Source organism: Pseudomonas sp. DP-17 (genome assembly GCF_022380625.1).
GTDB classification, from domain to species: Bacteria; Pseudomonadota; Gammaproteobacteria; order Pseudomonadales; family Pseudomonadaceae; genus Pseudomonas; species Pseudomonas nitroreducens_A.
This window is the reverse complement of record NZ_JAKSXG010000014.1, coordinates 133,718-146,307: the sequence shown is the minus strand read 5'-3', so window position 1 is coordinate 146,307 and position 12,590 is coordinate 133,718. Positions and strand designations below refer to the sequence as shown.

Here is a 12,590-nt window from a genome sequence, read left to right as displayed (position 1 = left end):
TGCCGGGCGGGCCTTCACTTCAAACGAGCCACCGGTTCAGAAGCGCTTCACGTCCAGGCGACCTTCGCTGCCTTTCACCCCTTCCGCACCGCCCTTGCCTTCCGCACCGGGCTTCTCGCCCGCCACCGAGTAGAACCAGCAGCCCTTCTCGCTGCTGCGCGCGCCAGCCTTGCCGGGCTTGCCGCCCGCCCCGCCAGCGCCGCCATCCAGGCGCACCTTCACCTTGTCGATGTCGAACTGCTCGGGCACTTCCAGACGCACCGCACCACCGGATGCGCCCGGCTGGCCATCGGCGCCGTTCTGGCCGTCGCCGGCGGATCTGCCGCTGCCCCACAGGCAACCGGAAGTCTGCGCGCTGCCACCGTCCAGGCCGTCATAGCCCGGCGCGCCGACACCGCCGCGAACGTCGATCAGCAGATTCTCCACCTGCACGTCCTGCAGCCGCAGCACCAGGTTGCGACCGCCGCTGGCGGGTTTCTCGAAGCTGCCGGAACTGCCCTGCGCGGCAATGACACTGCCGTCGGCCAGGCTGCCGTGCTGGACGTCGATGTGCAGCGCATCGCTGCCGGGGAACACGCCGATCCGCGCATTCTTCGCCAGGTCCAGCTCGCCGATTTTCAGTTCCTTGACCCGTGACGGAATCAGCAACGCGCCTTCGGGGCCGACGCTGATGCGATCCAGGCTCAGGCTGTCGCCCTTCACCGGCAGGCGCAGCACGGTATTGGCTTCTACCGAAACGGTACCGGCGGCCGAACAGGCCAGCGGTGCGAACAATGCCAGGCCCAGTAGCGACTTACGCATGGGTATCTCCTTCTACTTTTGCGGATGCCGCTTTCTCCACGGCCGACAGCGGCAGAGAGGCGAAATGGAAGACACCGAACAGCAGGATCTGCAGGCGATCCATGCCCGGATGCGGTCGGCCCTGCAGCCGTTTGCGCAGCGCCAGGACTTCGAGGATGTGGATCAGCAGGATCAGCGCGCCCGCCGCATTGAGCAGCAGGGCGAAAGGATGTGCAAAGGGTTGAATCAGGTTGGCCAGCACCGCCAGCCAGAACAACAGGGCAATCAGTTTGCCCAGCCCCAACAACGCTTTCATGAAGTGCCCCCGTGTTTTTCTTTGCCGGGGAACATACGCCTCTGCCCTGGCCTGTGCCAGTGGCAACCGGGAATGACAAAGGGGGCCACGAGGGCCCCCTTTGCACAGATCACCCCGGACTTACTGGCGGGTGATCTTGATTTCCACGCGACGGTTCTCGGCGCGGCCTTCCTTGGTCTTGTTGTCCGCAACCGGCTGGCTCTCGCCATAGCCGACGACCGACTTGATGCTGCTGGCAGGCACGCCAGAGTCGACCAGGTAGTTGGACACGGCGTTGGCGCGGCGCTCGGACAGTTTCTGGTTATAGGCGTCGGTACCGATGCTGTCGGTATGGCCGCCGATGTTCAGCTCGGTAGTCGCGGCCTCGCCTTTCAGGCGGGTAGCGATGGTGTCGAGCTTGTCCTTGTCCTGCGCATCGATCTTCGACGAGTCGAAGGCGAAGTGCAGGTCACGCACCACGATGGTCTCTTCCTTGGGCAGCGGAGCCGGTGCGGGCTCAGGAGCCGGCGCAGGCGGCGGAACCTCGGCCACTTGTTCTTCAGCCCCATGCACCCAGCAGTAGGACGCACCCAGCACGCCACCAATCAGGGCCCCCCAACCCGCCCAGGCGCTGCTCTCGATGGAACCCAGACCTGCGCCCCCGACACCGCCAACCACGGCGCAAGTCGGCCAGTCGGACTTCTGCAACCCTGCGCAACCGGTGAGCAACGTGCTTACCAGCAGCAGGGGTAAAGCGGTCCTTGTGATGCTCATAAAGTTATGTCTCCTCTAATGATCGGGTCTTGACCGACAATTACCGAGTAAAGACGTGACTGACAGAATGCGCCAGCACTAGGCCATATGGGCGTCACACGCTAGTCTTCGTTCATTATTTTTTGCCTTCGACGAGCCCCATGATTTCGACACGCACGCCGCAACAAGCCCTTGCCGCCCTGCTCGATCGCTACGCGCCACGGCGCCTTCTGCTGGTGGGCGCCAGCCAGATTCCGGCGGTGGATGCCTTTCTCGCGGCGCATCCGGATTGCGAACTATTTCACGCCGATGCCGGCGCGCTGCCAGCGGAGCTGGCCGGTCAACGCTACGACCTCGCCCTGCTCGCCGATTGCCTTGAGCACCTGCCACGCCGCGAAGCACAGCAACTGGTGGGCGGCATCCGCAACCTCAACAGCAGCCGCGTGGCGGCACTCGTCGACCTCGACGCGGCGCAGGCACAGGACGCGGATTTCTACGCCCTCGCCATGCAGGCCAGCGAGCGCTTCCAGCGTGACGAGCAGGTGATCACCCTGTTCACCTACGATCTGCACGAATACAAACAGGTCCCGGACTGGCTCAACGCGAAGTTCTGGGCCAACCCGGAAAACTTCGGCAAGTACTGGTGGTGACCATGACCGAACCGACCTGCCCCTGCGGCAGTGGCCGCCCATTGCCCGACTGCTGCGGGCGCTTCCATGCCGGCGTTGCGGCGCCCACCGCCGAGGCGCTGATGCGCTCGCGCTACAGCGCCTACGCGCTGGGCCTGGTTGATTACCTGCGCGACACGACGCTACCCGCCCAGCAGCAGGGCCTGGACCTGGACGCCATCCGAACCTGGAGCCTGGGCAGCACCTGGCTGGGCCTGGAGGTGGTGAGCCATGAAGTCCTCGGCGGCCAGCCGGAACATGCACGGGTGACCTTCATTGCGCGCTGGCACGATGCAGGCGGCGAACACAGCCACCGCGAGTGCTCGGGATTCGTCCAGCGCGACGGCCGCTGGTACTTCCTCGACCCGACCGTGCCGATGAAGCTGGGGCGCAACGACCCGTGCCCCTGCGGCGCCGGCGGCAAGCTGAAGAAATGCTGCGGGCCCTGGATCGAGTGAAGCGCGAACCCGCCCCACTTGGGGGCAACCGGTGTCTGGGCTAGAATCCGCGCTTTTTTCCGGGGCGGCGCTGATTCGCCGCACCGGCTACCCCTGCCGGACCTCGCCATGCTGCTGACCGTTCTCTACATCATCGCCATCACCGCCGAAGCCATGACCGGCGCGCTGTCCGCCGGTCGGCGGAGCATGGACCTGTTCGGCGTGGTGCTGGTGGCCTGCGTCACCGCCCTGGGCGGCGGCTCCGTGCGCGACATGCTGCTGGGCCATTACCCGCTGACCTGGGTGCGCCACCCGGAGTACCTGGCACTGACGGCCGGCGCCGCACTGTTCACCGTGTTCATCGCCCCGCTGATGCGCCACCTGCGCTCGATGTTCCTCGCGCTCGACGCCGTGGGCCTGGTGGCCTTCACCCTGATCGGTTGCCAGGTCAGCCTGGAGATGGGCCACAGCCTGCTGATCGCCGCCGTGAGCGGAGTCATCACCGGGGTGTTCGGCGGTATCCTGCGGGACATCTTCTGCAACGACGTGCCGCTGATCTTCCGCCGCGAGCTGTACGCCAGCGTGTCCTTCGCCAGCGCCTGGTGCTACCTGATCTGCCTGCAGATCGACCTGCCCAAGGAGCAGGCCATGCTGATCACCCTGTTCGCCGGCTTCCTGTTCCGCATGCTGGCGATCCGCTTCCGCTGGGAAATGCCCAAGTTCGTCTACAAGGACGACCCGCACCAGGGCGACTGATCAGTCCTGCAACCTGAGGTGGCTGGTGTCCGGCGCAGGCCCCGCAGGTTCGGGCTTGGCCTGGCCCATGTCGCTGCCCACCGGGGCGACGCTGAACTGGCTGAAATCCACGCGCGGCGCCCGGGCCTCGGGCTTCTCGTCCTGCAGGTCGGCGCCCACCGGAGCCAGGCCGAAATCCGGTGCATCCACATCGGCGAAAGCGGCCATGTACTCGTCACGCGGCGCGACCTTCAGACGCCCCTGCGCCCCAGCGGCAGACGCTACCGGCTGTACCGGTGCACTGACAGGCTCGGCGGGCGGCGGCGGAGCCAGCTCGATCTCCTCGATCTGCGCGTCCATGTCGACCACTTCGACGACAGCGCCAGCACGCTCGATCACACTGCGGTACTTTTCCGCAGCCTCGGCGTCGAGGTTGTTCTTGATCACCATGCGGCGACCGGAGAACAGCAGTTCGATGCGCTGGGCGTCGGCCTGGAACAACCTGGCCAGGTTGGCTTTCACCGTGTCGAGCTGAGCACCGGGAACGGTCTGTCCCGAGAAGGCAATTTCAAAGCGGCTCATCTTCACTCTCCTGTGTTAACCCGCCGGTTACATTCGGCCAGTATGGTGCAGCTTCTTTTAACGTAACAACAACTTGCGGCCGAGCAGGTGCTTGGTACACTGGGGCGTCTTGAGGGGTAGACATGAATTATCAGGCGCAAATGATAAGAATTCTCAGCCTGTGCTGGCTGTTCAGCCTTGTTTCGGGCTGCGGCTGGATGGCAGGCGATTTCGAGCAGCCCGACGTGAAGCTGCAGAAAGTGGACGTCGTGAAAGCTCGTTTGCTGGAGCAGGAATTCGTCCTGCATTTCCGCATCGACAACCCGAACGATTTCAGCCTTCCGGTCCGTGGCCTGGCCTACAAGGTCAAGCTGAACGATATCGACCTGGCCGAAGGCGAGTCGAATAACTGGTTCACAGTGCCGGCCAACGGCCACGAAACCTTCGAAGTACCGGTGACCACCAACCTCTGGCGGCACATGAAGTACATCGTCAAACTGCTGGAAGACCCGGACAAGCCGATCCGCTATCGCCTCGACGGTGAAGTGAAGACCGGCCTGCTCTTCGGACAGAGCGTGCACATCGCCCGCAATGGCGAGATAATTCCCGGCGATTTCATACCCGAGTGAGCGTCACCATGAGCCAGGAACCCCACGTACACGGCCCGAACTGCAACCACGACCACGATCATGACCACCACCATGATCATGGCCATGTGCACGGCCCGCACTGCAACCACAGCCACGAGCCGGTCCGAAACCCGCTCAAGGACGTGGGCCGCAACGACCCTTGCCCCTGCGGCAGCGGCAGCAAGTACAAGAAGTGCCACGGCGCCTGAACCAGGCCCCGAGCACTGCGAAGAAGGCCCGCCCAGCGCGGGCCTTCTGCTGTCCGGCCCCACTCTTCGTCGGCTGCTGAAAATCCCGCCGCGCGCGGCTTGCGCAGCTATCCTCGGCTCACTAACGTAGCGCCTTTTCCGCGACCCTCTTTGTGCAGGAGCACATCCCCATGGCCCCGCGCGCCTTCCGCCGGCTTCCCACCTTCGGCCTTGCCGCCATCCTCAGCGCCGCTGTCAGCCTCACCGGCTGCCAGGGCTGGCTCAACGACCGCTACTCCGACAGCCTGCCGCCCACCTATGGCGTGCAGCCGATCAAGGGCCTGGCGGACAACGTGTCGATCCGCCGGAACAGCCTGGGGATGCCGCTGATCGAGACCAGCACTTTCCACGACGCGCTGTTCACCCTGGGCTACGTGCATGCCAGCGACCGCCTCAGCCAGATGGTCGGCCTGCGCCTGATGGCCCAGGGTCGCCTGTCCGAGATGGTCGGCCCCGGCGCCCTGGAAACCGACCGCTTCATGCGCACGGTGAACCTGAAGAAAGCCGCCGATGCGCTCTATGCCGGTTCCTCGCCGCGTCTCAAACGCTTCTTCGAGACCTACGCTCGCGGCGTCAACGCCTACCTGTACCGCTACCGCGACAAATTGCCGATGGACCTGGCCGAATCCGGCTACCGTCCCGAGTACTGGAAAGCGGAAGACTCCGCACTGGTCTTCAGCCTGCTGAACTTCGGCCTGGCGGTGAACCTGCAGGAGGAGATCGCCTCCCTGGTGCTCGCACAGAAAGTCGGCGCCGACAAGCTGCCCTGGCTGACGCCGATCTACCCGGACGAGGCACTGCCTTTCGAGGAAGCCGAGAAGCTCAAGGGCCTGCGCCTGGATGGCAAAATCGCCGGCCTCGACGCCCTCGACCGCGCTGCCGGCCAGATCGCCGCGCTGCAGATGATGGGCGTCGCCGCTTCCAACAACTGGGCCATCGCCCCGCAGCGTACGCGCAGCGGCAAGAGCATCCTGGCCAACGACACCCACCTGCCGCTGTCCATGCCCTCGGTGTGGAACTACGTGCAGATCCGCTCGCCCAAGTACAACGCCGCAGGCGTCTCCATCGCCGGTGTGCCGGGCGTGGTCGCCGGCTTCAATGGCAAGCTGGCCTGGGGCATGACCATGGTCATGGGCGACAACCAGGACCTCTTCCTCGAACAGGTCAAGCGCCAGGGCAGCAAGCTCTACTACCTCGCCGACGGCCAGTGGAAGCCGGCCATCGAGCGCAACGAGACCTTCTTCATCAAGGGCCAGAGTCCGGTCCGCGAGGTCATCTACGAAACCCGCCACGGCCCGCTGCTCAACAGCGCGCTGGGCGAGCGCAAGCACGACCTGCAGCCGCTGCCGCTGTCCAGCGGCTACGGCATCGCCTACCAGAGCATCCAGGGCGAGACCGACCGCACCCTCGACGCCTTCTTCGACCTGTCCAGGGCGAAGAACGTCGAGCAGGCCTTCGACGCCACCCGCGATGTGCGTGCCATGGCGCTGAACATCGTATTCGCCGATGAGAAGCACATCGGCTGGCAGGTCACCGGACGCTTCCCCAACCGCAAGGAAGGCCGCGGCCTGCTGCCCTCCCCCGGCTGGGACGGCCGCTACGACTGGGACGGCTATGCCGACCCGATCCTGCACCCGTCCGACCAGGACCCGGCGCAGGGCTGGCTGGGCACCGCCAACCACCGCAGCGTGCAACCGGGCTACGGCGCGCAGCTGTCCAGTTCCTGGTACTACCCGGAGCGCTACGAACGCATCGCCCAGCTCGCCGGCGGCAGCAAGAGCCACGACTACCGCAGCATGATTGCCATGCAGTACGACCAGACCACGCCGTTCGCCGGCAAGCTGCAGTCGATGCTGGATGCGCCGGGCATGGCGCAGCCGCTGAAAAAGGCCATCGACGCCCTGCCCGCCGACCAGCGCGCCCGCGCCCGCGAAGCGCTGGACCGGATCATGGCGTTCGACGGCAAGCTTTCCGCCACCTCCGGCGACGCCGCACTGTACGAAGCCTTCCTGCAGCAAAGCACCCGGCAGATCTTCCTCGACGAACTGGGCCCGGAAGACAGCCCGTCGTGGAAGGCCTTCGTGGAGAACGCCGACCTCTCCTACTCGGCCCAGGCCGACCACCTGCTGGGCCGCGACGACAGCCCGTTCTGGGATGACACCCGCACCCCGCAGAAGGAAGACAAGCCGGCGATCCTCGCGCGCAGCCTGGCCGCCGCCACCGCCTTGTGCGAGCAGAAGCTGGGCAGCGACCGCCGCGCCTGGCAATGGGGCAAGCTGCACACCTACGAGTGGGTCAGCGACAGCACCAAGATGGCGCCCAACCTGAGCGCCGGCGACCGCGCCAGCCTCAGTGCGATCAAGGGCTACCTGGATCGCGGCCCCTACCCGGCCGGCGGCGACCACAGCACGCTGAACGTCTCGGCCTACCACTGGGGCCAGGACTTCGATACCTGGCTGATCCCGGCCATGCGCATCGTCGTCGACTTCGGCCAGAGCGAGCCGATGATCGGCCTCAACAGCAGCGGCCAGTCCGGCAACCCTGCCAGCCCGCACTACGCCGACGGCATCGACGCCTGGCTGAAGGGCAACTACATGAGTTTCCCCTTCCAGTCGCAGAACCTGGAGAAGGTCTACGGGGTGAAACGCCTGACACTGGTGCCACAGAAGTGATGATCTGAAAATTATTTCCGGGAGTCGGGAACTTGCTTCCCGCCCCGGGATCAGAATTGTCGACTTACTCCATGATCATATTCAGGCACCCTCTGGGTGCCTTTCTTTTTTCCGCTCCATTTCCGCTGCACCGCCCTTCTGCAACACCTCCCCTGCTGGCATTCCTCTGCATCCTTTTCTTCAGGAGCCATCGCCATGCCCGAATCCCTCATCGTCATCACCGGCGGCCCCGGCGCCGGCAAGAGCACGCTGCTCGACCATCTGCACCGGCATCACGGCCTGAACGTCGTCGAGGAAGGCGGCCGCGCCATCATCCGCGAGCAACTGGCTCGTGGCGGCGAGGCGCTGCCATGGGCAAACCGCGAGGCTTTCTGCCAGGCGATGTTCGACCACGCACTGGCCACCCGCGAGCGCGCGCTCGGGGCCGGCGGACTGTGGCTGTTCGATCGCGGTCTGCCAGATGTGCTGGGGTATGCGCGGCTTTGCGCCCTGCCGATTCCGGATGGACTGGAAGTCGCCGCGCAGGAACTGCGCTATGGGCAACCCGTGTTCCTGGCGCCCGCGTGGGAGGCTATCTACCGCAACGACGCCGAACGCCGGCAGGACTTCGCCGAGGCGCAACGAACAGCCGCGGTCATGGCCGAAGTCTATGAAGCATTGGGCTATCGGGTGCTGGAACTTCCCCTGTGCAGCCTGCAGGAACGTACAGAGTTCGTCCTGGCAAACTGCGACTTGTAGGAGCAAGCTCGCTCCTGCAGATTTCAGCGCAACAAAAAACCGGGCCAAGGCCCGGTTTTCATGAAGAACAGGGTGATCAGGCCTTCGGCAGGGTAACGCCGGTCTGGCCCTGATACTTGCCGCCGCGGTCGCGGTAGGACACTTCGCAGGCTTCGTCCGACTGCAGGAACAGCATCTGCGCCACGCCTTCGTGGGCGTAGATCTTCGCCGGCAGGTTGGTGGTGTTGGAGAACTCCAGGGTCACGTGCCCTTCCCACTCGGGTTCCAGCGGGGTCACGTTGACGATGATGCCGCAGCGTGCGTAGGTGCTCTTGCCCAGGCAGATGGTCAGCACGTCGCGCGGGATGCGGAAGTACTCGACGGTGCGGGCCAGGGCGAAGGAGTTCGGCGGGATGATGCAGACGTCGCTGTTGATGTCCACGAAGCTCTTCTCGTCGAAGTTCTTCGGGTCGACCACGGCCGAGTGGATGTTGGTGAACACCTTGAATTCGGCGGCGCAGCGCACGTCGTAGCCGTAGCTGGAAACACCGTAGGAAATCACCCGGCTGTCATCGGCACCACGAATCTGGCGCTCGACGAACGGCTCGATCATGCCGTGTTCCTGAGCCATGCGGCGAATCCACTTGTCCGATTTGATGCTCATGGCGGGTGTCCTGTGCGGCGGGTGAAAAAAGAAGGCGAATCTTACCGGCAGGCGCGCCGCCCGGCAAAGGGGCGCGCCCGGCGGCGTTGTCACAGATCAGTCGTCGCTGATGGAGATGTTCGGCATGTCCGGCGCGGCCTTCTCGCTCAGGGCGATACGGGCGCCGACGCAGCGGGCCATTTCCTGGTAGATCATCGCCAGCTGGCTTTCCGGGTCGGCAATCACGGTGGGTTTGCCGCCGTCGGCCTGCATGCGGATGGCCATGGACAGCGGCAGCGAGGCCAGCAGCTCCACGCCGTACTGCGCCGCCAGCTTCTCGCCGCCGCCTTCACCGAACAGGTGCTCGGCGTGACCGCACTTGGAGCAGATGTGCACGGCCATGTTCTCGACCACGCCCAGCACCGGGATGTTGACCTTGCGGAACATCTCCACGCCCTTCTTGGCGTCAAGCAGGGCCAGGTCCTGCGGAGTGGTGACGATCACCGAGCCGGCCACCGGGACCTTCTGCGCCAGGGTCAGCTGGATGTCGCCCGTACCCGGCGGCATGTCGATGACCAGGTAATCCAGGTCGTTCCAGGCGGTCTGGGTGATCAGTTGGATCAGCGCGCCGGAGACCATCGGGCCGCGCCAGACCACCGGGGTGTTGTCATCGGTGAGGAAGGCCATGGACATGACTTCCACACCGTGGGCTTCCAGCGGGATGAACCACTTCTGGTCGCGGATCTTCGGCCGGGTGCCTTCGGGGATACCGAACATGATGCCCTGGCTCGGGCCATAGATATCGGCGTCCAGGATGCCGACCTTGGCACCCTCGCGGGCCAGCGCCAGAGCAAGGTTGGCGGCGGTGGTGGACTTGCCCACGCCGCCCTTGCCGGAGGCCACGGCGATGATGTTCTTGACGTTGCTCATGCCCGGCACCTGGGCCTGGGCCTTGTGCGCGGCGATGTGGGTTTCCACCTTGACCTGCGCCGAGTCGACGCCGTCCAGCGCTTCCAGGGCCATCTGCACGGTCTGCGCCAAGCCGTTCTTGAACAGGCCCGCGGCGTAGCCCAGCTCCAGGGTCAGCGCGACGCGCCCGCCCTGGATATCCAGTTCGCGCAGGTAGCCGGCGTCCATCAGGTTCTGGCCGGTGTGGGGATCGTTGATCTGGCGGAGAAGGTTTTCCACCGTGGCTCGGTTGGCGGCGCCCATGGGTACTCCCGATGAAAGACTGAGCAGAATAGGCGGGCATATTACGCCTCTCGTGACGCCCTTGCTCGTGATCATCGGTCGCATGAACGGCCAAGGCTTACTCCCAGGCGGCACACGGGTGAAAAATCAGCCACGTCCCTATATAGTTGCCGACTTCCCTCGTTTTTCCGTCACGGCCGATCATCATGTCCGAAGCCCGCAAGATTCTCGTCACCAGCGCCCTGCCCTACGCCAACGGCTCGATCCACCTGGGTCACATGCTGGAGTACATCCAGACCGATATCTGGGTGCGCTTCCAGAAGATGCGTGGCAACCAGGCGGTGTACGTGTGCGCGGACGACGCCCACGGCTCGGCCATCATGCTGCGCGCCGAGCGCGAAGGCATCACCTCCGAGCAGCTGATCGACGGCGTGCGCGCCGAGCACATGGCCGACTTCGCCGACTTCATGGTCGACTTCGACAACTACCACTCGACCCACTCGGAAGAGAACCGCGAGCTGTCCTCGGCCATCTACCTGAAGCTGCGCGAAGCCGGCCACATCGCTACCCGCCCGGTGACCCAGTACTTCGACCCGGAAAAGCAGATGTTCCTGGCCGACCGCTTCATCAAGGGCACCTGCCCCAAGTGCGGCACCGCCGACCAGTACGGCGACAACTGCGAAGCCTGCGGCGCGACCTACTCGCCCACCGAGCTGAAAGACCCGAAATCGGCGATCTCCGGCGCCACTCCGGTGCTCAAGGAATCGCTGCATTACTTCTTCAAGTTGCCTGACTTCCAGCAAATGCTGCAGCAGTGGACCCGCAGCGGCACCTTGCAGGACTCGGTAGCCAACAAGCTCGCCGAGTGGCTGGATTCCGGCCTGCAGGAGTGGGACATCTCCCGCGATGCCCCCTACTTCGGCTTCGAGATTCCCGATGCGCCGGGCAAGTACTTCTACGTCTGGCTGGATGCGCCGATCGGCTACATGGCCAGCTTCAAGAACCTCTGCGCGCGCCGTCCGGGGCTGGACTTCGACGCCTACTGGCAGCAGGGTTCCGACGCCGAGCTGTACCACTTCATCGGCAAGGACATCGTCAATTTCCATGCACTGTTCTGGCCGGCCATGCTCGAAGGCGCCGGCTACCGCAAGCCCACCGCGCTGAACGTGCACGGCTACCTGACCGTCAACGGCCAGAAGATGTCCAAGTCGCGCGGCACCTTCGTCAAGGCGCGCACCTACCTGGACCACCTGGACCCGGAATACCTGCGCTACTACTACGCCTCCAAGCTGGGCCGCGGCGTCGACGACCTCGACCTGAACCTCGAGGACTTCGTGCAGAAGGTCAACTCCGACCTGGTCGGCAAGGTGGTCAACATCGCCAGCCGTTGCGCCGGTTTCATCCACAAGGGCAACAACGGCCTGCTGGTGGATGCCAACCCCGCACCGGAGCTGGTCGAGGCGTTCCGCAGCGCCGCACCGAGCATCGCCGCCGCCTACGAAGCCCGTGACTTCGGCCGCGCCATGCGCGAGATCATGGCCCTGGCCGACCAGGCCAACGCCTGGATCGCCGACAAGGCGCCGTGGGCCCTGAACAAGCAGGAAGGCAAGCAGGACGAGGTCCAGGCCATCTGCGCCCTGGGCGTGAACCTGTTCCGCCAGCTGGTGATCTTCCTCAAGCCCGTACTGCCGAAGCTGGCCGTTGCCGCCGAAGCCTTCCTCAACGTCGCCCCGCTGAAATGGGCCGACCACGAGCAGCTGCTGGCCAACCACCCGCTGAACCCGTTCAACCCGCTGATGACCCGTATCGAGCCCGCGAAAATCGAAGCCATGATCGAAGCCTCCAAGGAAGACCTCGCCGCCGCCAACCAGCCCAAGGGCAATGGCGAACTGACCAAGGACCCGCTGGCCGCGGAGATCAACTTCGACGCTTTCGCCGCCGTCGACCTGCGTATCGCGCTGATCGAGAAGTGCGAGTTCGTCGAGGGCGCCGACAAGCTGCTGCGCCTGTCCCTGGACATCGGCGACGAGAAGCGCAACGTGTTCTCCGGCATCAAGAGCGCCTACCCGGACCCGAGCAAGCTCGAAGGCCGCCTGACTCTTTACGTGGCCAACCTGGCGCCGCGCAAGATGAAGTTCGGCGTCTCCGAAGGCATGGTCCTGGCCGCCGGCCCCGGCGGTGAAGAGATCTACCTGCTGAGCCCTGACAGCGGCGCCAAGCCGGGTCAGCGCGTCAAGTAAGACGCCCCGTCACGGCAAGGA

General features: G+C 64.9%; 14 protein-coding genes. 8 read left to right on the top strand and 6 right to left on the bottom strand.

Annotation, left to right across the window (positions count from 1 at the left end; translation table 11 throughout):
• Positions 1-36 precede the first annotated feature (36 nt).
• The 3 genes from MJ122_RS22775 to MJ122_RS22765 form a co-directional block, all read right to left on the bottom strand.
• On the bottom strand, positions 37-801 hold the full coding sequence (locus MJ122_RS22775) for a collagen-like protein (protein ID WP_239746112.1): 765 nt from the start codon (positions 799-801) through the stop codon (positions 37-39).
• Positions 794-1,096 (bottom strand): DUF1145 domain-containing protein, encoded by a 303-nt coding sequence (locus MJ122_RS22770; RefSeq protein WP_088417838.1) that lies wholly within the window; start codon positions 1,094-1,096, stop codon positions 794-796. Before MJ122_RS22770 ends, MJ122_RS22775 begins: the two co-directional genes overlap by 8 nt.
• A 120-nt stretch (positions 1,097-1,216) precedes the next feature.
• Complete coding sequence (locus tag MJ122_RS22765; RefSeq protein ID WP_088417837.1) at positions 1,217-1,849, bottom strand: OmpA family protein; 633 nt, start codon at positions 1,847-1,849, stop codon at positions 1,217-1,219.
• Positions 1,850-1,989: 140 nt separating this feature from the next.
• Here MJ122_RS22765 and MJ122_RS22760 point away from each other — a divergent pair, with 140 nt between their 5' ends.
• The 3 genes from MJ122_RS22760 (at position 1,990) to MJ122_RS22750 (ending at position 3,689) form a co-directional block, all read left to right on the top strand.
• Positions 1,990-2,478 (top strand): DUF6231 family protein, encoded by a 489-nt coding sequence (locus MJ122_RS22760; protein WP_017521045.1) that lies wholly within the window; start codon positions 1,990-1,992, stop codon positions 2,476-2,478.
• A 2-nt stretch (positions 2,479-2,480) separates the two neighbouring features.
• Positions 2,481-2,954: a YchJ family protein gene (locus tag MJ122_RS22755; RefSeq protein ID WP_045209861.1), complete on the top strand. Its 474-nt coding sequence runs from the start codon at positions 2,481-2,483 to the stop codon at positions 2,952-2,954.
• A gap of 108 nt (positions 2,955-3,062) precedes the next feature.
• Positions 3,063-3,689 (top strand): trimeric intracellular cation channel family protein, encoded by a 627-nt coding sequence (locus MJ122_RS22750; RefSeq protein ID WP_017521043.1) that lies wholly within the window; start codon positions 3,063-3,065, stop codon positions 3,687-3,689.
• On the opposite strand, the gene MJ122_RS22745 is transcribed toward MJ122_RS22750, so the two are convergent.
• Positions 3,690-4,250: a hypothetical protein gene (locus MJ122_RS22745; RefSeq protein WP_239746111.1), complete on the bottom strand. Its 561-nt coding sequence runs from the start codon at positions 4,248-4,250 to the stop codon at positions 3,690-3,692.
• 122 nt (positions 4,251-4,372) lie between these two features.
• Between MJ122_RS22745 and MJ122_RS22740 the strand changes: the two genes are divergently transcribed.
• The 4 genes from MJ122_RS22740 (at position 4,373) to MJ122_RS22725 (ending at position 8,516) form a co-directional block, all read left to right on the top strand.
• Positions 4,373-4,858 carry an LEA type 2 family protein gene (locus MJ122_RS22740; protein ID WP_088417834.1) on the top strand — a complete coding sequence of 162 codons (486 nt, stop codon included), beginning with the start codon at positions 4,373-4,375 and terminating at the stop codon, positions 4,856-4,858.
• Between the two features lie 8 nt (positions 4,859-4,866).
• The gene (locus tag MJ122_RS22735; protein WP_017521040.1) at positions 4,867-5,067 is read left to right on the top strand and encodes an SEC-C metal-binding domain-containing protein; all 201 of its coding nucleotides are present in this window, start codon (positions 4,867-4,869) and stop codon (positions 5,065-5,067) included.
• Positions 5,068-5,237: 170 nt separating this feature from the next.
• Positions 5,238-7,778, top strand: a complete 2,541-nt coding sequence (locus MJ122_RS22730) for a penicillin acylase family protein (RefSeq protein WP_239746110.1) — start codon at positions 5,238-5,240, stop codon at positions 7,776-7,778.
• A 195-nt stretch (positions 7,779-7,973) separates the two neighbouring features.
• On the top strand, positions 7,974-8,516 hold the full coding sequence (locus MJ122_RS22725; protein WP_239746109.1) for an ATP-binding protein: 543 nt from the start codon (positions 7,974-7,976) through the stop codon (positions 8,514-8,516).
• 76 nt (positions 8,517-8,592) lie between these two features.
• Here MJ122_RS22725 and dcd read toward each other — a convergent pair whose 3' ends face one another.
• Positions 8,593-9,159 carry a dCTP deaminase gene (gene dcd / locus MJ122_RS22720; protein ID WP_017521037.1) on the bottom strand — a complete coding sequence of 189 codons (567 nt, stop codon included), beginning with the start codon at positions 9,157-9,159 and terminating at the stop codon, positions 8,593-8,595.
• A 96-nt stretch (positions 9,160-9,255) separates the two neighbouring features.
• The gene (apbC, locus tag MJ122_RS22715) at positions 9,256-10,350 is read right to left on the bottom strand and encodes an iron-sulfur cluster carrier protein ApbC (protein ID WP_088417831.1); all 1,095 of its coding nucleotides are present in this window, start codon (positions 10,348-10,350) and stop codon (positions 9,256-9,258) included.
• Between the two features lie 185 nt (positions 10,351-10,535).
• Here apbC and metG point away from each other — a divergent pair, with 185 nt between their 5' ends.
• Complete coding sequence (metG, locus tag MJ122_RS22710; protein ID WP_239746108.1) at positions 10,536-12,569, top strand: methionine--tRNA ligase; 2,034 nt, start codon at positions 10,536-10,538, stop codon at positions 12,567-12,569.
• The last annotated feature ends 21 nt before the right edge of the window (positions 12,570-12,590 follow it).